Source organism: Pseudomonas putida (assembly GCF_001976065.1).
Classification (GTDB): Bacteria; Pseudomonadota; Gammaproteobacteria; order Pseudomonadales; family Pseudomonadaceae; genus Aquipseudomonas; species Aquipseudomonas serbica.
This window is the reverse complement of record NZ_MNAH01000001.1, coordinates 1,254,700-1,273,129: the sequence shown is the minus strand read 5'-3', so window position 1 is coordinate 1,273,129 and position 18,430 is coordinate 1,254,700. Positions and strand designations below refer to the sequence as shown.

Below are 18,430 nucleotides of genomic sequence, written 5' to 3'. Positions count from 1 at the left end.
AAGGTCAGAAGTCGGGGTGACTATAGATCAAGGTCATCCCTATGATGTTGGCATCGGCATCCGGCAAGCCGTCTCGCTCGCGCTCTTTGTAGGTGAAGGATAGGCGTGCAAGCCAAAAAGGCGAGAGTTCCCGACTCACATAGGCGCCGTATGTGCGAAAGGTACTGGCCGCCTCCCCTTTGGTTTTTTGCCAGGAGCCATCAACACCGACACGACTGGTCTCGTCGAGCAAATAACTCAAGTTACCCCGTAGCTCATCGGATTCGACCAAGCCGTTCTCGCCGTTGGCGATCGTGCTGCGACTGGCTTCGACGTTGGACTCGACACGTTCGCCGGCGTAACGCAGGCTCATACCACCCTGGCCGGTGGGGCCACTGTTGCTGTTGGAAACCTCGTTGACGCCGCCGTACACCGATCCCGTAAACCGCTCGGAGATCTGGTAGTTCACGCCGACCACCGGGGTGTAGCTGTTCGAGGAGCCAATGGTGGTGTTGTCGTCCTTAGGCTCATAGCGCGTCGCTTCGAAACGGGTGAACAGTTCAGTTCGCTCATTCCATTGATAAAGCCAGCTGAAACGGTTGGTGAGCTCATCGTAGTTGGTCAGCGTGTCGGTGTCGTATTCGACATGGGTGAGGTCGATCTCGTTGACCAGGGTGCTGCGCTCGGTCACCGCGCTTCGCCAGTTACCGCCGATGTTCGAGAGCTTTTGCGTGCCATCGGTCGAGTCTGTTACACCGGTCTCCTGGACTTCAGTGGAGAGCGTCGAGCTCTCGATGTACCTCGCCGTGAGCCCGTAACTACCCTGTTCAGTCTCGCGCTGCCAGCCAAACGACAGCCTCGGATCTTCTCGATTGGACACGACGTCGGTATCGGACGAGCGCTCGACATTGACACCGAGGCCGAACGTCCACTGATCCCGATCAAAATTACCCAGCAGCGTGTAATCGGGGGCAATGATCGTTCGAGTCACCGCTTTTTCGTCAGCCGTCAAGAGCAATGGATTGCTGTCGTGCTCGACTGTCATGGGCAGCGCAACTGCCGACTGCCAGGTGCCGGCGTAGGTCATGCCGGAACATGGCAAAGTCAATATTGCCATCACCACTCCGGTTGTTTGCAATGAACGCAAGTTAATCCTTAATGCATCGCGCAATGTCAGGGAACGACCAGCGTATCGCCGGCCTTAAGTTCGTAGTTAGTGGACAAGTCACGTCCGGAAATCAGAGCACTGTAATCGACGGGCATGACTTTCTGTCTTTTCCCTTCGCGGCGCAAGACCTTGATATCGTCCTTGTCCGCGAACTTGTCGAGCGGACCGGTCTCACTCAATAGTTGCAGTACATTGGTATCACCGGTCAGCTGCACCTTGCCAGGCTTGAGTACTTTGCCCTGGACATAGACGACATTGCCCTTGGCTTCGGTGACAACAACGCTGACTACTGGGTCAGGATAATATTTTATGAGTTTTTTAGTGATTATTGTTTCCGCTTGAGCCGTATCAAGCCCTTTGACCTTGACCGGCCCTGCCAACTTCAGCGTTATGTAGCCATTGGGCAGCACATCTACGCGCTCTATTTTCTCCGTTGGCTCGCCCCAAATGGACACTTCAACCTTGTCTCCAGAGTTCAGGAGATAGAGATCTTCTTCGGCGGCACGGGCCACGCTGGGCAAAATAGCCAGCGCACACAGTGCAGGTAGCAGTAAACGCAGCATCTGGATTCCTCCGCCTGGTTAGCACATCTAATGAGGATCAACCGTTACAATCAGCGTCCTCTTTAAAGCTGTAACACTTGCAAGAAAAAACTGTCTCGAAAAGTCATTCCTAGATCTTGCGTCGATTGGCTACGACGATGAAGCCCAATAGTGCGGAAGAGAATAACCATACAACCGCAGACACCGGCAGGGCATTGGGTTGAGTGTCGTGGAACGCCGATTCTCCAGTCAGTCCCTTGTCCTGGACTGGCCCGATGACGAACTGCGCCTTGGCAACTTCCGTCATTAAACCGTCGCACGCTGAAGTATTGACGGAAGCATTCGCTCCCGACTTGGATCCATTATTAGAGCTGGGAAGTTGGGCAATTGTGGCCTCGAGCGAAGAGCCACCATGGTCTTTGCCAGTATTCGTCTTCGCGGCGGTGCCGCCCGTGGTCGAAGCGTCGACCGCCAGAGCTCGTGCACCCTCGCAAGCGGTACTTATGCGACTAATTTCCAAAGGCAAATTGGTCGCATGCGCGCTGGCAATGGCTACCCCATTTACGGTTGCAAATAACACCATCAACTTAATGAAAACTGTCGTCCGCATATAACCGCCTCCCTGCGCTGAGGGTTTGCAATTGGTCGGTTGAAGAATCTGAATCAGGCTAAATGGAGCCTATAAGCAGATAGCCAGTACGTCAATAGCACGTCACAATAATAAATAGAAATATAAAACTCGGCCGAATAACGTCAAATAAACGACGCATCAAGTCGAAGTCACTGGCCAGACACAGCAAGTGACTATGCGTGCTGTCAGCTCGCGAAAAAACACTGTCAAACACGCGTCGTACAATTAAAAGAATGCAATGACGATGCCGTCGAGCGTTACGTTGGTCGCTTCAACGTGGAGGTTACTTGATGCTCCTGACTGCACCCGCGTTCTTCTCTGGCGCCCCCGCGCTAGAGCGGGCGCGCGCCCGCTGCCACGCATAATTGGCGGTACGCCTCTACCAGTTGCTCAAGGCTGAAGGCGCGATTTCGCCCGCTGGGGTTGGGCAGGACCCAGACCGCGGCATTGCCGAAGGTTTTCGACTGAGGGCCCCAGGCAACGTCGCGCTGAGCGGATAAGGCGCAGTACGCCGCCTTGCCGAGAAATGCCACGAAACGTGGCGCATAGCTGCCGATCTTGCGTTCGAATGCCGCTGCGGCCGCGGCAAACTCATGGGCTGACAACTGATCTGCCCGCGCCGTCGGCCGCTCGACCACGGCCGTCAAGCCGCACCCATAGTCGAGGATTGACCTGTCTCGTTCCGGCAACAGTTGCTGTGACGTAAAACCGGCGAGGTGCAGGGTGCGCCAGAAGCGATTGCCGCGACCGGCAAAATGGTGCCCTTGGGCCGCGGCCGTCACGCCTGGGTTGATGCCGCAAAAAACCACGTCCAGTTGCTGCGCCAATATGTCGTCGAGCCCCTCACCCACCGCAGATCACACCGACCGCATTTTCAGCGAGCGTCGTCAGCTCTGCACGTGACTTGCCCGCCCGTGCCCGGATCGAAATGCTGTGCAACAGGGACGACGCGAGTACGGCCAGCGCCCCGGCATCGACATCGCTTTTCAATTCGCCAGCTTCCATGGCAGCGCGCAGACGCGCCTCCAGATCGGCATCCAGGCGGCTCAAGCGATCGCCCAGCACCTCACGAATCTGCGGATCCTCGACGGCCTCGGTCGTTGCCGTGCCAATCGCGAAACAGCCGCGTGGCTGGCCGTCGCCCGAGAAGTAGATCGACAACTGCCCTTCATAAAAGCGCATCAGGGCCTGGCGCAAGGTCAGGTCGCTAGCGGTCAGCGCCGCGTGCATGTCGGCAGCGGCAAACTCCCAGTACTGTTCGAGCGCCTTGATGTACAGGGCGTGTTTGTCACCGAAGGCCGCATAGAGACTGGGGCGATTCATTCCGGCCGCCGTGGCGATGCTGTCCAGGGAGGCGCCGGAATAGCCGGTGCTCCAGAACACACCAAGCGCTTGTTGCAATGCTGTCTGCGGGTCGTATGCACGGGGCCGGCCGCGACCTTTACCCTCTGTCACTTTATTTTGTGCCATGTCGTACAAAATCCTTGCAGGAAGGTGGATGAGGGGATATTTTTACACCATCGCACAAAAATAAGGAACCACAAATTCCTTGATCCATGTTTGTTCAAGCGAAGCTCGAACCGGGTGTTGCAGCGACGAAACAGAGGCGCCGGAGCGATCCTCCCAACCGCCTGCGGGTTTGCTTTTCCACAACATTCATTGACGTCGGCGCCAGGCGAAAACTGCAGGCCCGCCTTCCCGGTTAAAGGTGCATTCGATCATGACTCAACCCATCGACATCACGGCTGCGCAGGCCCATGAGGCCCAATCTCCGATCAAAAAAAACCTGAAGGAAAAACTGCGGCCCTGGCTGATGGTGGGGCTGCCTGCCCTCTTCGCCGCCGCAGGTTATGCGTACTACGTGGCGGGCGAGCCCTTCGTCACCACCGACAATGCCTACGCCCGGGTGGCCAAGGCCTCGGTCAATGCGCGGATTTCCGGGCAGGTCGTAGAGATTGCGGTCGAGGACAATCAAAAGGTCAGCAAGGGCCAGGTGCTGTTTCGCCTCGACCCCAAGCCCTTGCAGATTGCAATCGAGCGTGCCGAGGCGCAGCTGAATGTTGCGCGGCTGCGTATCGATGGGCTCAAGGCCAGCTACCGTCAGCAGCAGGCTGAACTGCAATCGGCGAAAGCGTCGGCGGACTTCGACCAGAAGGAATTTGCCCGCAAGAAAGCCCTGGTCGCCACCGAGTTCGTGTCCCGGGCCCTTTATGAGCGCGCGGAAACCGACCTGAAGATCTCCCGGCAACGCATCGCCTCCATCGAACAACAGATCGCCAGCACCGTCGTGGCCTTGGACGGCAACCCGAACATCGAGGCCGACAGTCACCCTGCGGTGCGCGAGGCCAGGGCGCAGCTCGACGAAGCGCAGCTGTACTTGTCCTACGCCACGGTCTATGCGCCCGCCGACGGCATTGTCGCCAAGGTCGACGATCTGCAGGTGGGCAACTACCTCAACAACGGCGCGCCGGCCTTTGCGTTGATTTCCGATCACGAGACCTGGGTCGAGGCCAACTTCCGGGAAACCCAGGTCACGCATATGCGTGCGGGCCAGGAAGCGACCATCAGCATCGACACCTACCCAGGTCGCGTGTTCAAGGCCCACGTGACCAGCATGAGCCCCGGCGCCGGGTCGGACTTTGCCCTGCTGCCACCGGAAAACGCCACCGGCAATTGGGTGAAGGTGGTGCAGCGGGTACCGGTTCGCCTCGAACTGGATGACGCGGACCCTGCCCTGCCGCTGTTTTCCGGCACCAGCGCCACGGTCAAGGTCGATACCGGGCATCGCACGCCATGGTGGCACCCGCTCAAGTCGCTGCTGACCGCAGGTAACTTCTGATGAGCGCCCATGCACAGTTAACCCCGGACCCGGGTGGTGCGCGCTCGCTCAGGTTGGCGGTGCTGCTCGCGACTTACATGCAGTCGGCCAACCTGCCGCTGCCGAACGCGGTACTGCGGCTGATTCAAGGCAGCCTGTCGATGACCGACGACCAGGCCGGCTGGATTTTCACCGCGTACCTCGCGGCCAGCGCCATTACCATGCCCATAGCCCAGTGGCTCGCCGCACGCTTTGGCTTAAAGTGCATCTATCAGGCCGCGCTGGCCTTTTTCGTCCTCGGCTTGTTGCTCGCGACAGTGGCCACGACGCCGCTTCAGTTCATCGGCGCACGGATCATCCAGGGCCTGGCCAGTGGCATGCTGGCGCCCCTGTCGATGGCGATTGCCATGGACACGCTGGCACCCGAGAAGCGCCTGAAATTCGGCGCGAGCTGGACCGCCATCGTGCTCCTGGGCATCGTCAGCGGCCCGAGCATCGGCGGCTGGATCGCCGAGCACTTCGACTGGCGACCGATCTTCTACATCAGCCTGCCGTTATCGGCGTACATCTTCCTGGTCGTGGCCCTTTTGCTGGCCGAGAAAAAAGCCGCTAAGGCGCCGTCTTTCGACTTCTTCGGCTTCGGCAGCTTCACCCTGGGCTTGATCAGCCTGCAGATGCTGCTAGACCGTGGTGAACGCCTGGACTGGTTCGACTCGCCGGAAATCTGGGTCGAGGCACTGGCCTGCGGTCTGGGCTTGTATGTGTTCATGGTGCACCGGTTGACCACCCAGGTGCATTTCCTCAACAAGCGCTTGTTCAGCGATCGCAATTTCGTGCTGTCGACCCTCATCTTTTTCGCCGTGGGATTCGTGCTGCTGTCGACCATGGCGCTGACCTCGCCGATGCTCGATGAGATTCTCGGTTACCCGCCTGACACCACAGGCGCCCTGACCATTCCACGGGGCATTGGCCTGGTCGGCGCGTTCCTGCTGATGGGGCGTGTTCCAGAGCGTTTCGACCGTCGACTGTTCGTGGCGGCAGGCGTGGCGCTGGTGATCTATGCCAACTGGCTGATGCTCGGGTTCTCCCCATTGATGGACTGGTCGCCGGTAGCCGTTGCCGGCGCCATCCAGGGCATCGGCATCGGCCTGTTGATGCCGGCGCTCACCAAGGTGGCGTTCAGCACCCTGGACCCCGCGCTGCGCCCGGAAGGTACCGGCCTGTTCAACCTGTCGCGTGTCTACGGCAGCACCCTCGGCGTGGCGATCGTGCAGATTTTCTTTTTCAACAATACCCAGGCGATGCACCTGGCGCTGGCCAGCAACGTGACGCCGTATCGCGCCGCCGCCCATTTCGGCACGGCGTCGATGCCCTTGCCGGCACTTGAAGGGCTGAACCACATGATCACCCACCAGGCCGCATTCATCGCTGTCGTCGACCAGTTCAAGCTCTTGCTGGTGGCGATGCTGGTGGTCAGCCCGCTGGTGGTCTTTCTTCGCAAACCCGTAACCGCCAACTAAGTTTTCGTGGAGTCTGCATCATGAAATCCAGTCATCTGTTGCCAACGAAACTCACGACACTGGCGGCGCTGGTCTTGCTTTCGGCCTGCACTGTCGGCCCCGACTTCGAGACCCCGACGGCGAGCCCGTCACAGCATTACGATCAACAGGCCGAACAGCGTCTTGGCCAGGGCGGTTCGCAGCGTATTGCCCTGGGCAACAAAGTCCGCGGGCAATGGTGGTCCGCCCTTGGCTCGCCCAAGCTTGATCAGGTGATGCGCCGTGCCATCGACGGCAACCTGGAATTGGTCGCCGCCGACGCGACGATCCGCCAGGCGGCGCAATCGGTGGCCGCGGCGCAAGGTGCGCTGTATCCGCAGGTCGACTTCGGTGCTACAGCAGGTCGCCAACGCGTGCACAACGCCAAGGAACCCTCGATCACCAACTTCTATGCGATCGGGCCACGGGTCGGTTTCGACCTGGATGTCTTCGGTGGCAACAAACGGCTGATCGAACAGCAGCAAGCCTTTACCGATCTGCAAACCCATCGTTACGAAGCGGCCTACCTGACCCTTACCGGCGAGGTGGCCAGCCAGGCATTGCTGGTGGCGTCTGCCAATGCCCAGATGCAGGCCGTGGAGACCTTGCTGGACAACGACGTCCGCAACCTCGAACTGGTGCGCGCGGCCCATGTCAACGGCACCACCACGCAGATCGACGTGTCGCTGGCCGAAACCCGGCTGGCCCAGGACCGCACGCTGCTACCGCCCTTGGCGCAGCAACGGGATGCGGCTCGCCATGCGCTGTCGATCCTGACCGGCAAAGGCCCGGCTGACTGGATCGCGCCGGACTTTCACCTTGATGAATTTGCCTTGCCGTCGAACGTGCCGGTCAGCCTGCCTTCGGAAATGGCCCACGACCGGCCGGACGTACGCCAGGCCGAAGCTGAGTTGCACATCGCCAGCGCCGCCGTCGGCGTGGCGACCGCCAATCTCTATCCTCGGGTGACCTTGTCCGCCAACCTGGTGCAGGCCGCGTCGGGCAATGGTGGCGCGGCGCTCTGGGGCTTCGCGGCGGGGATCGCCGGGCCGATCTTCAACGGCGGAACCCTCAAGGCTGAACGCCAGGCCGCCGTCGAGGGTTACAACGCGACACTCGCGGGCTATCAGCAGACTGTCATCAGTTCGTTCGGCCAGGTCGCCGACACCCTGCAAGCGATCAACCATGACGCGCAGGCGTATCGCGCCCAGGAGGATGCCCTGCAAGCGGCCGACAGCAGTTTGCGCCTGAACCGGCAAGCCTTCGCCCAAGGCGAGAACGGCATCCTCCAGGTGCTGGAAGCCGAGCGCGCCTACCAACAGGCGCTGCTGGGCCAGGTCCGCGTCAAGACGGCGCAGTACCTCGACACCGTGCAACTGTTTGTAGCCCTCGGCGGCAACTCCGTCGGCGTGTTCGAGCAACAGGTTGCCAGCCGCGAAACAGCACGACGTTCGTATCAGTAGAGGCTGCGGCCTCGGTTATTGGAGTAGTGACATGTCTTACGAAGCCTTTCACGATGAACTTCGCGATACCCGATTTGCCCTCAATCACGGTACGGGGAAGATGCCCGCCGTGGGCTTCGGAACCCTGTTCAAAGACCTGAGCGTCACCACCCAGGCAATCACCCACGCCCTGGAAACCGGGTTCCGCCATTTCGATTGTGCCGAGCGTTATCGCAACGAGGAGAGCGTCGGCGTTGCCCTGCAAGCCTTCATGGACGCGGGTAAGGCACGGCGCGAAGAGCTGTTCATCACCACCAAACTGTGGAACACCAACCACCGTCCCGAGCGAGTGCGGCCGGCCTTTGAAGCCAGTTGCCGACGGCTGCAGGTGGAGTACATCGATTGCTACCTGATCCACACGCCCTTCGCTTTTCAGGCCGGGGACGACCAGGACCCGAGGGACGCGTTCGGTCACGTCATCTACGACTCCGGCGTGACCTTGATCGACACCTGGCGGGCCCTTGAGCAACTGGTGGACGAAGGTCGCTGCAAGTCCATCGGTCTGTCGGACATCACCCTGCCGGCGCTGAAAGAGATCGTCGCCGTGGCGCGAATCAAACCCGCCGTGGTGCAAGTCGAAGCCCATCCGTACCTGCCGGAATGGGAAATGCTCGACTACTGCAAGGAACACGGGATCATCGTCCTGGCCTTTGCCCCGCTGGGGCATGGCATGGAACCGAACGTACTGGACGACGAGGTGATTACCGGGATCGCCCGGCATTTGCAACGAACCCCGGCCCAAGTCTTGCTGGCCTGGGCTGTTCAACGAGGTGCAGCGTTCCTGACCACTTCGGCAACACTGAGCCATATCCGCGAAAACTTTGATATCGCGACCCTGCCCCACCGGGCCATGCTGGAAATTCGCGAAGAGATCACAACGCGAATACGCTTCAATTCGGTCGTGGAAACCGGTGTACCGGGCTTCATCCCGCGCAAGAAATAACAGGCCACCAGGGACGGTCCTGGGCCGTCCTTTTTTTTTGCTGAGCGCTTGAGGTGACAACGATGGATGTTTTCCAGAGCATGCGGTTTTTCATGGCCGTCGCCCAGAGCGGCAGCTTTACCGCGGCGGCGCAATTGCTGGACACCACCACGACCCATGTTTCCAAAGCGGTCTCCAGCCTGGAGGCCCGGCTGCAAACCCGCCTGATCAACCGCACGACCCGGCGCCTGGCGTTGACCGAGGCCGGTACGCGCTATTTGCTGCGCTGCGAGAGAATCCTGGAAGAACTGCGTGAAGCGGAAGAGGAAGCAGGCACCGCACAGGTCACCCCCATGGGCCGCCTGAAGATTCATGCGATGTCGGCCATCGGCAATCATTACGTGATCGACGCCATTGCCAAATACCGCGAGTCACACCCCTCGGTACTGTTTGACCTGGCCCTGACCAATCGACTGCCGGATCTACTGGAAGAAGGCTTCGACATGTCGATCATCCTCGCACGGGAGCTGCCCGACTCGGGCTTTGTCGCCCAGCGGCTGGGGATCACCTACAGCATTCTTTGCGCCTCGCCGACGTACCTTGAGAAACGCGGAATACCCGACACGCCGGGTGCGCTTGGCGCCCATGATTGCCTGAGAATCGTCAACACGGTGATGCCGGCCGAGCACTGGGTGTTCGAAGGCCCCGAAGGCGTGGAGACCGTCAACACACCGGTGTCACCGTTCCACGTGAACACTGCCGACGCCATGACAGTCGCCATCACCCGGGGCATGGGGATCGGCATCCAGCCGATTGCCTCCGCCGTGGCCGGCCTCAAGGCAGGAACTTTGGTGCGGGTACTGCCGCAATACCATTTTGAAGAGTTGAACCTGTTCGCCATCTACCCTTCACGAAAATTCGTCGATGCAAAAATAAAAACCTGGGTGGAGTTTCTCAAGGACTACCTGCCCGGGTTGTTGGCTGCCGATGACAAAATTGCCCGTGCATCAAAAAAAACCAGGAACCTCTGAGGATGGAGTGTCGACCCTCCACCGCCACCGCCGCACTTAACCGTTCGAGCATCCGCTGCCCAGGACCTGGTACTGCATGACATGGCGCTGACCCTGGGAATCCTCGTAGGTCATCTGCGCCGAAACCGGACCACACTCCGGCCCGACATCGGACACGGAAATGACCTTCTTGATGTCCAGGTTCGAACCGTAGGTGTAGGTCTCGATCGGAGGTTTGCTGGCCGCGGTTTTGGCCTGGCTTTCTTCGGCAAAGGCCTGGGCAGCGATGCAACTGAGTGCAAGGAAAATCGCTATTTTTTTCATCGGGTTCACCGTCTCGTCCAAGGTAGGGGTACCTTCCGTACCCGTGGACCGGGTTCAGTCGGTAGAGACGATGCTAGGGCTTTACCCCGCGGCCAAACAGCGCCTTGGCGGATAAACACTGTTAACAGAATGCGCAGGAATCGAGGGATCGAAACTTGATGGGTGGACATGAAAGCGAAACCGCCTGCTGTGTCAGCGGACGGTTTCGGCAGGTTCATGGCTGCCTCGGCGAGGCTCAGTAAGCGGTCGTTGCCGTCAGGGCTGGGCTTGCACCCAGGTTCGATGGCGCTTCACGTCCTTCCTGTCTGGAAAGCGCTTGGTCCGGCTGAGGCTCCTGCGCAGGCGTCCAGGCCGGCACACTCGGCATCTCCTTGCGCAAGCTATGGATCAGGGTATAGGACATCACCAGCAGCAACATGGCGATCGGCAAGCCGGCGGCGATACTCGCCATCTGGATGGCCTTGAGCCCTCCTGCCAGCAACAGGCCCGCGGCAATGGCACCTTCCAGAATGCACCAGAGCAACCGGATCCAGTTGGGTGGATTGGTGCTGCCCAGGGCACACAAGGTGCACAACACCTGGGTCCCGGCATCTGCCGTGGTGACAAAGTGCACACCCAGCAACACGCACACCAGTATCGAGAGAACGGCGCCAACAGTAGGGCCATCAAGTGACTGAACCAGCGTGAACATCGCCGCCGTGGTTTCTTTCTTGGTGGCAAGCAGCACCGTGCCGCCTTCGAACTTCGGTTGTTCCTGACCCACAACCTGGCTGGCAACGGATGCCTGGTAGGCCTGCCGATCCTGCTGTTCATTTTTCAGCGCCGCGCCACCGAACACCGACATCCACAGGATGGTCACCAGGGTCGGCACCACCAGCGCGCCAATCACCAGTTCACGGATGGTCCGGCCTTTGGAAATGCGCGCGATGAACAGACCGACAAAAGGCCCCCAGGTCATCCACCACGGCCAGTAGAACGCCGTCCACCAGTTTTGCCATTCGGTGTCTTTCTGCGTGTCCATCCAGAAGCTGAGGCCGACGATGTTTTGTACATAGTCGCCGGTGGATTCAAACATCAAGTTGAGGATGTAACGAGTTGGACCGATAGCCAGTACCGCCAACATCAAAATAAATGACAGGTACATGTTAAGCGTGGAGATACGCTTCATACCCTTTGACAGCCCGGCAAGTAGCGAAATGCAGGCAATGATACTGACAACCAGAATGATAGATAACTGTAAACCGATACTGACCGGAATACCGAATACCTGGTGCAGCCCGGTATTGATCTGCGCAACGCCGAGGCCAAGCGATTGGGAGACCCCAAAGGCCGTGATGACGACACCCATGATATCGACAACATGCCCGATCCAGCCGTAGATACGGTCACCAATCAGCGGGTAAAGCAGCGAACGCAGGGCCAGCGGCAAACCTTTACGGTAGGCAAAGTAGGCCAGGCTCAGGCCGATCATGGAGAAGATCGCCCAAGGATGCAGGCCCCAGTGGAACAGGGTGATGCGCATCGCCAGGGTGGCCGACTCGTCCGTCAGGCCTTTGGAAAACGGGTTGTCGGCATAATGCAGCATGGGTTCGGCCACGGACCAGAAAATCAGGCCGATGCCCATGCCCGCACTGAACAGCATGGCAATCCATGACGCGAAACTGAACTCGGGCCGATCGTGCTCGGTGCCCAGTTTGAGATTGCCGAAACGGCTGACGGAGATATACAGCAGCAAACCGAGCACGCCACTGATCAGGGCGATGTAATACCACTTAAAGTTATGCAGGATAAACACCGAAGCCATTTCAAAAGCCTTGGCTGCCTGCTCATCTTTAAATGCACAAAACAGAACAAATGAGATCACCGCCACTATCGAAGCGATTGTGACATTCGGGTTCAAGCCTTTTAACATGCCTGATTGCGCACGCATTGTTTTCCCCTTTTGTTTTTGTTTAAGGGTTTTAGAGAGTATTCCGCAAGATACTGACCCCTTGATATCGAATGACATCAGGGCGCTGTATATCTTCAGATTAATTCCGGTCTAACTCTGTTTTTGGCAGTATCGCCAAGATGATTGAAACCTGACCATCGCTCAAACCATTTTTAATCACCGACTCATGAGAAAAACGCATCAATAAATCCGGCTCGCCCTCCTCCACTTAACGCCCGTCGATGCACTCACCCAGGGGGTCAACCACCGATACCAGGTTAGAGCTGGCAATCCCGTTTGGCGTCACCGGATGATCCAGCGGCGCATCCTTTTGCAGGTGCTTGCCCGTGATTTTCGCCTGGCCTACGCACAGTGCGAGCAACGCGGCGCTGCCGGCATAGAAAAAGTAGAAGCTTGAGGTGCCGAAGAACTCCATCAGCAGACCCGCAATCAGCGGACCGATGCAGGCACCGACACCGAAGGTGATCAACAACATGCCCGACAGCGAAACGCGCAGTTGCGGCTCCATGTTGTCGTTGGCCAACGCCACGCCCAACGGGTAGAGGCAGAACTGCAGAAAGCCGATCGCCGAGCCGAACCACAGCAGAGTCACGAATGTAGGCGCTTGATTGAAGCCCAGCGGGAGGCTGATGAGCACCAGCAAGACCGCCACCGCGCGGATCAGACTTGCACGAGGCAGACGATCCGAGAGCCAGCCCAACGGCAACTGCGCCAACAGCCCGGCACCGATGGTCAACGCCATGAGCTGGCCGACCTGTGCTGTTTCCAGTCCCTGTTTGCTGGCATAGATCGCGGCCAGCCCGTAAAAGCTGCCATTGATCATGCCGGACACCAGAATGGTCACCAGGGACTGCGGAATGCGCCGCAGAAACAACCGCAGGTCGATCGAAGCCGCGGGCACCGCCGTCGGATGGGCGCTGCGAGTGAGCGCCACCGGCACCGAGCACAGCGCAAACACCATCGCCACACCCAGCAGCGCACGAATTCCCAACCCCTCGTCGAGACTCAAGGCCAACTGACCGAGCATCATGCCGACGTAGCTGGCGACCATGTACAACGCCAGCACGCTGCCGCGCTGCTCGGTCCGGGCCTGGTCGTTGAGCCAGCTTTCCAGCACCATCAGCTGGCACATCATGGCCAGCCCGACCAGCCCCCGCAGCACCAGCCAGAAAGGCAGGGACGTGCTGAACTCATGCGCCAGAACCGCTGCCGCAATCAGTCCGGCACAGGCCGCATAGGTTCGAATATGCCCGACCTGTGCGATCAGGCTGCGCCCGACCCAGCCACCCAGCACCATCCCCAGGGCATTGGCGGCCATCAACGCACCCCCTGCCGTTTCACTCGCCCCCATCGCATTGAGGCGCAGTGCCAGATAGGTCATCAGCAATGTCGATCCCAGCTGCATCAACAGGCTGGCCAGATAAAGAGCACCGAAGGTTTTTGTCAGTCTTATCACCGTGCGATCCCCCGAAATTTGCGCTTCAAGCCAAGCCGTGAATGTGCTTCCAGTTGCCGGGGTGAACCACATACCCGAACAACGCATGCCCGCCATAAATCAGTTCGGTGCCTTCGGGTATCCACAGCAACTGCCCGGGCGTGACCTCAAAAAGCTCGTCACCAACGCGCAATTCGAAACAACCTTCGATCACGAAAATCACCTCGTCGTACAGCACAGTCCAGGCCACTTGCGCACCTTCCCAGCGGGCGAAACCCACGCCGATGTTCGGCGAGACTTCGTTGCTGATGGCGCGCGCCACATACGCGGCGCCTGGCGGGCCGCCGCGGAAGGTAAAGTCCAGGTCCTGATGGTCGATGCGCAGTACCTGACGCTTGGCGTCATTCGCCTGGCTCATAGCTCACTCCGGCTGTTCCAGGCCGCCAGGCGAATGCGCGAGCGAACGCCCAGGCCGAGAAAGGGTTCCGGCGGATTGAGCGATGGCATCCCGGTCACCGCGCGAATATCGTTGAGCTGCGCCGAGTCGGCACCCACCGCGAGATCGGCCAGCATCGTTCCGGAAATGGTGCCCCAGGCAGCACCGACGCCGTTGTCGCACGCCGAGGCGTAGACACCGTTTTCCAGCTCGCCGAAAAAGTTGGTGAAGTTACGCGAGATGGCGTAGACGCCGCCCCACGTATGGCTGAAAGGCACCCCGGCCAGCTGCGGGAAGCGCGCCAGGAAAGCCTTGCGGTGCGAGTCCTGCACTTTCGAACGCATGCCATCGCTGGTGCTGCGACCGTATTTGGGCACGTGCTTGTAGGTGTTGCGAATGATCAGCCGACGGTCCTGGGTCATGCGTACCGTGGTGCCGGCGTGATCCGCCGGGGTCAGCCCCCAGTCCAGTTGGCCGCCATAGGTGGCCAGTTCCGCATCGGTCAAGGGGCGGGTCCAGCTGGCAAAGGTCATGACCGGCAACAGGCGGTTGCGCAGGTAGCCAAACTCCTGGGTGAAGATACTCGTGCCCAACAGCAGTTGCGGGGTACGGATCTGCCCTGCACTGCCGTGCAAGATCCAACCGCCACGGCCGTCGCGCTCCAGGCGCTGGATCGGTGATTCTTCCAGCAACTCGACATTGGCCGGCAAGGTCCGGGCCAGGCCTGTGACCAGCGCCGCCGGTTGCATCAGGTAGCAGCCGGGGGTGTAGATGGCGCCGCGGTAGTGCCCGGTGCCCAGCACCTTGGCCAGTTCTGCGCTATCGGCCCGGCGGAACGGTTCGCCAAGGTCGCTCATCAGTCGTTCGAAATGATCCAGGTAGGCCAGGCCGCGTTCGCCGACGGCGCCTTGGTACTTGCCGGCATGGGACCATTGGCAATCGATCCCACGGCTTTGCACCAGGCCTTGCAGTTGCGCAATCGCGGCGCGGTTGAGCGACAGCAAACGCTGTTTGTGCGCGGGGTCCGGATGCTCCAGCGCGAACTTGTGCGGCAGGTCGATCACGAAGCCCGAGTTGCGCCCCGAGGCGCCATGGGCGACCCGTTGCGCATCCACCAGGAGAATACGGGCTTGCGGATGATGCTCGGCCAGGCGGCGGGCCGCGGCCAGGCCGGCAAAGCCCGCGCCGATCACGGCATAGTCGGCGCGCTGCTCGCCGGACAGGCGCTTGCAGGCCGGTTGCGCGGGCAGCGCTGCATACCAGCCGCAACTCGCATCGTCATAAGGCAGGTTGATCAAGTTTTTCATGTGTCTGGCCTCAGGCGACCGCCTGCTGAGAGTGCTGACAGGACTGCAGCAATGCGCTGCGTTGCGTTTGCGCTTGGCGACCGAGCAGGACAAAGCCATTGAGCTGGCCCTGGGCGCCGTAGAAACCCGCGCTCAAGCCATCCTCTGTCGGCGTGCAGCGCCACTCACCCTGGCTGTCGAAGGCCGGCGCCAACAGGCATAGCGGTGCGGCCGGGGTCTTGACCGTGACGGGCATCAAGGGGTAGTCGACGGCGGTCGGATGGCCAAGCAGGGTTTTACTCAGCGCCTGGATGCCCTGGTTGATCGGTGCCAGGTAAGGCAGCAGTTGCCCGCCGATCTCGATGCAGTCACCCAGGGCGTAGATGCCCGGTACCGAGGTTTGCAGATGGGCATTCACCTGAATGCCTCGTCCAACCGCCACGCCGGCACTTTCGGCCAGGCTCAGGTCGGGGCGCAGACCGACGGCGGACAACACCAGATCGGCCTCCAGGGTGTGGCCATCGGCAAGTGTCAGGCGATAGCCTTGCCCGCTGGCATCAATGGCTTGCAGGGTGTTCTGCAAATGCCAGGTCACTCCCAGTTCACTCAGCGCATGCTGCAGCATCTGCCCGGCGTCGACGGGCAACAGGCGCTCCATCGGCCAGCGGCCCAGACCGATGACATCGACGCTGAAGCCATTGTGGGCCAGGTCATTGGCAAACTCGCAGCCAATCAGACCGTCCCCGAGGATGGCGACACGTCGAACGCCGCTCAGGCGTTCACGGAACCCCTGATAGTCCTGCAGATTGTTGACGCTGATCAGCGCTGAAGTATCGCCCTGGATCGGCAAGCGAATCGGTTGCGCACCGCTGGCGAGGACCAACTGGCCGTATTCCATGTCACCGAAGCTGGTGCGCAGGCGCCGCGCCGCACTGTCGATGCCCAGCACCTTGCAGTAAGGATAAACCCGCAGGTTCAGACGCTGCTCGATGGCCAGCGGCGTTTCGCCGGACAATGCCTCGGCGCTTTTGCCCTGGGACAACCCGATCGAAAGCGCGGGCTTGGAGTACAGGTGACCGGACTCCTGCGTCAGCACGCGGATCTCGACCTTGGGGTCGACCTTGCGCAATGCCTGGGCCAGGCCGTAACCGGCATAACCGCTGCCGATGATGACGATCGGCTGACGCGGCGACGGCGTTGCGACAGACACCGGCGGCACGCTGACCGGCACGCTGGCGACCGCTGCCGCCTGGGTGTATTCGCTGATATCGAGCATCTCGAAATCGGCCTTGCCCACGTGGCATTCGGGGCACATCCAGTCTTCGGGGACATCTTCCCAACGAGTGCCGGCGGCGATGCCGTCCTGAGGCCAGCCCAGGGCCTCGTCGTAGATCAAGCCACACACGATGCAAAGCCAGGTCTTGAACATGCTATTCACTCCCCCGCCACCCGGATGGCTACGTTTTTGGTGCGCACGTAGCTGTACAAGGCTTCCTGGCCCTTCTCCCGACCAAAGCCGGACAGACCGACACCGCCGAATGGCGTTTCAATGCCGCCGGCATACCATTCGTTGACGAACACCTGGCCGGATTTCAGGCGGCGCGTGCAGCGCATCGCGCGGCTGATGTCCTGGGTGAACACACCGGCTACCAGGCCGAACTCAGTGCCGTTGGCGATGGCAATCGCCTCTTCTTCGGTGTCGAACGGCATGATGGCCAGTACCGGCCCGAACACTTCTTCGCGGGCAATGCACATCTGTGCAGTCACGTCGCGGAACACGGTCGGGCGCATGAAATGCCCGGCCCGATCAGCGAATGCTTCACCACCGGTGACCGCCACCGCGCCGTCTTCCACTGCGCGGCGACACAAGGCTTCGATACCTGCCAGTTGCCCGGCGCTGACCACAGGCGTGAGCTCGGCGTTGTCCTGGCCCAGGCCGACGCCGAGCCCTTGGGCCATGGCGACGACGGCCTCGACCACCTCTTCATAAATCTCGCGCTGCACCAGCAGTCGCGACATTGCCGAACAGACCTGGCCGGCATTGAAGAAAATGCCCGACTGGACGCTGGCCAGCAGTTGCTCGCGGTCGGCATCGGCGAAGGCGATCGCCGCGGACTTGCCGCCCAGCTCCATCACGCTGGGAATCGCATGCTGCGCGGCATCACGCAAGATCGACTGGCCCGTCGGTACGGAACCGGTGAACACTATCTGATCGACAGCACGATGACTGACCAGATATGCGCCGACTTCGCGGCCGCGGCCGCAAATCAGGTTGACCGCGCCGTCGGGCAAGCCGGCCTTGGCAATGGCGCGGATCAGCACACACACGCCCAAGGGTGAAAGCTCGGGGGACTTGATGACCACCGCATTGCCAGCCGCCAGGGCCGGGGCCAGCGAACGGGCGCAGATCGACACCGGAAAATTCCATGGAACGATCTGAGCCGAAACGCCCATCGGGTCGTACAGGGTAAAGTCCATGTAGCCATTGCCCAGCGGGATCGACGTGCCCTCGATCTTGTCGGCCATGCCGGCGTAATACTCGAAGTAGCGCGCGGCCTCGATGAATTCGTCCCGGGCATCGCAGAGGCGCTTGCCGTTTTCCTGGCACAACACCCAGGCGCCCTCATCGGCCACGGCGCGAATTTCCTCGGCAATGCGCAGCAGCCAAGTGACCCGCTGCGCCGGACGCACCCGGGTCAACTCACCGCTGTCGGCACAGCGGCGGGCCGCCAGCAACGCCCGCTCGGCATCGGCCACGCCGGCCTGGGCGATGGTCGCGACCGGCTCGGCCGTTCCCGGGTTGTTCACCGCCAGATGCTGGTCGCTGTCGCACCATTGTCCGTCGATGTAATTGAGCCAGTGAGAGGCTATCGGATACATGGGACCTC

Annotated in this window: 17 protein-coding genes and 1 pseudogene; 5 read left to right on the top strand and 13 right to left on the bottom strand. The window is 60.5% G+C overall.

What is annotated here, in order from left to right; all coding sequences use genetic code 11:
- Positions 1 to 4: 4 nt before the first annotated feature.
- The 5 genes from BKX96_RS05885 to BKX96_RS05865 all read right to left on the bottom strand — a co-directional run bounded on the left by BKX96_RS05885 (position 5) and on the right by BKX96_RS05865 (position 3,790).
- A complete protein-coding gene (locus tag BKX96_RS05885; protein ID WP_162837828.1) occupies positions 5 to 1,126 on the bottom strand; it encodes a hypothetical protein in 1,122 nt (373 codons plus the stop codon).
- A 26-nt stretch (positions 1,127 to 1,152) separates the two neighbouring features.
- Positions 1,153 to 1,710 (bottom strand): polysaccharide biosynthesis/export family protein, encoded by a 558-nt coding sequence (locus tag BKX96_RS05880; RefSeq protein ID WP_046816342.1) that lies wholly within the window; start codon positions 1,708 to 1,710, stop codon positions 1,153 to 1,155.
- Between the two features lie 109 nt (positions 1,711 to 1,819).
- The gene (locus BKX96_RS05875) at positions 1,820 to 2,299 is read right to left on the bottom strand and encodes a hypothetical protein (protein ID WP_077183013.1); all 480 of its coding nucleotides are present in this window, start codon (positions 2,297 to 2,299) and stop codon (positions 1,820 to 1,822) included.
- Between the two features lie 353 nt (positions 2,300 to 2,652).
- Positions 2,653 to 3,171: a G/U mismatch-specific DNA glycosylase gene (mug, locus tag BKX96_RS05870; RefSeq protein ID WP_077183012.1), complete on the bottom strand. Its 519-nt coding sequence runs from the start codon at positions 3,169 to 3,171 to the stop codon at positions 2,653 to 2,655.
- Positions 3,164 to 3,790, bottom strand: coding sequence for a TetR/AcrR family transcriptional regulator (locus tag BKX96_RS05865; RefSeq protein ID WP_077183011.1), 627 nt, complete (start codon positions 3,788 to 3,790; stop codon positions 3,164 to 3,166). Before BKX96_RS05865 ends, mug begins: the two co-directional genes overlap by 8 nt.
- A gap of 250 nt (positions 3,791 to 4,040) precedes the next feature.
- On the opposite strand from BKX96_RS05865, the gene BKX96_RS05860 reads away from it, so the two are divergent.
- From BKX96_RS05860 to BKX96_RS05840, 5 genes are all read left to right on the top strand, one after another.
- Positions 4,041 to 5,159 (top strand): HlyD family secretion protein, encoded by a 1,119-nt coding sequence (locus BKX96_RS05860; RefSeq protein WP_077183010.1) that lies wholly within the window; start codon positions 4,041 to 4,043, stop codon positions 5,157 to 5,159.
- The gene (locus tag BKX96_RS05855) at positions 5,159 to 6,658 is read left to right on the top strand and encodes a DHA2 family efflux MFS transporter permease subunit (protein ID WP_077183009.1); all 1,500 of its coding nucleotides are present in this window, start codon (positions 5,159 to 5,161) and stop codon (positions 6,656 to 6,658) included. Before BKX96_RS05860 ends, BKX96_RS05855 begins: the two co-directional genes overlap by 1 nt.
- A 20-nt stretch (positions 6,659 to 6,678) precedes the next feature.
- Positions 6,679 to 8,139 carry an efflux transporter outer membrane subunit gene (locus BKX96_RS05850; RefSeq protein ID WP_077183008.1) on the top strand — a complete coding sequence of 487 codons (1,461 nt, stop codon included), beginning with the start codon at positions 6,679 to 6,681 and terminating at the stop codon, positions 8,137 to 8,139.
- Positions 8,140 to 8,170: 31 nt separating this feature from the next.
- Complete coding sequence (locus BKX96_RS05845) at positions 8,171 to 9,121, top strand: aldo/keto reductase (protein ID WP_077183007.1); 951 nt, start codon at positions 8,171 to 8,173, stop codon at positions 9,119 to 9,121.
- A 62-nt stretch (positions 9,122 to 9,183) separates the two neighbouring features.
- Positions 9,184 to 10,131 carry a LysR family transcriptional regulator gene (locus BKX96_RS05840; protein WP_077183006.1) on the top strand — a complete coding sequence of 316 codons (948 nt, stop codon included), beginning with the start codon at positions 9,184 to 9,186 and terminating at the stop codon, positions 10,129 to 10,131.
- Positions 10,132 to 10,167: 36 nt separating this feature from the next.
- Here the strand turns inward: BKX96_RS05840 and BKX96_RS05835 are convergent, their stop codons facing one another.
- From BKX96_RS05835 to BKX96_RS05805, 8 genes and pseudogenes are all read right to left on the bottom strand, one after another.
- The gene (locus tag BKX96_RS05835; RefSeq protein ID WP_046816338.1) at positions 10,168 to 10,434 is read right to left on the bottom strand and encodes a DUF2790 domain-containing protein; all 267 of its coding nucleotides are present in this window, start codon (positions 10,432 to 10,434) and stop codon (positions 10,168 to 10,170) included.
- 235 nt (positions 10,435 to 10,669) lie between these two features.
- On the bottom strand, positions 10,670 to 12,364 hold the full coding sequence (locus BKX96_RS05830) for a BCCT family transporter (protein ID WP_046816337.1): 1,695 nt from the start codon (positions 12,362 to 12,364) through the stop codon (positions 10,670 to 10,672).
- Positions 12,365 to 12,593: 229 nt separating this feature from the next.
- Positions 12,594 to 13,841 carry an MFS transporter gene (locus tag BKX96_RS05825; protein WP_179092128.1) on the bottom strand — a complete coding sequence of 416 codons (1,248 nt, stop codon included), beginning with the start codon at positions 13,839 to 13,841 and terminating at the stop codon, positions 12,594 to 12,596.
- 25 nt (positions 13,842 to 13,866) lie between these two features.
- Positions 13,867 to 14,238: a EutQ-related cupin domain-containing protein gene (locus BKX96_RS05820; protein WP_077183005.1), complete on the bottom strand. Its 372-nt coding sequence runs from the start codon at positions 14,236 to 14,238 to the stop codon at positions 13,867 to 13,869.
- Entirely contained in the window at positions 14,235 to 15,563 is a 1,329-nt protein-coding gene (locus BKX96_RS05815; RefSeq protein WP_046816335.1) for an NAD(P)/FAD-dependent oxidoreductase, read from the bottom strand. Before BKX96_RS05815 ends, BKX96_RS05820 begins: the two co-directional genes overlap by 4 nt.
- A 10-nt stretch (positions 15,564 to 15,573) precedes the next feature.
- Positions 15,574 to 16,818 (bottom strand): FAD-dependent oxidoreductase, encoded by a 1,245-nt coding sequence (locus BKX96_RS05810; protein ID WP_256721388.1) that lies wholly within the window; start codon positions 16,816 to 16,818, stop codon positions 15,574 to 15,576.
- Positions 16,807 to 16,971 (bottom strand): annotated as a pseudogene (locus BKX96_RS33115) (rubredoxin); the annotation flags it as partial. The pseudogene BKX96_RS33115 and the gene BKX96_RS05810, both read right to left, overlap by 12 nt.
- 5 nt (positions 16,972 to 16,976) lie before the next feature.
- Positions 16,977 to 18,422, bottom strand: a complete 1,446-nt coding sequence (locus tag BKX96_RS05805; protein ID WP_077183003.1) for an aldehyde dehydrogenase family protein — start codon at positions 18,420 to 18,422, stop codon at positions 16,977 to 16,979.
- Between the last annotated feature and the right edge of the window lie 8 nt (positions 18,423 to 18,430).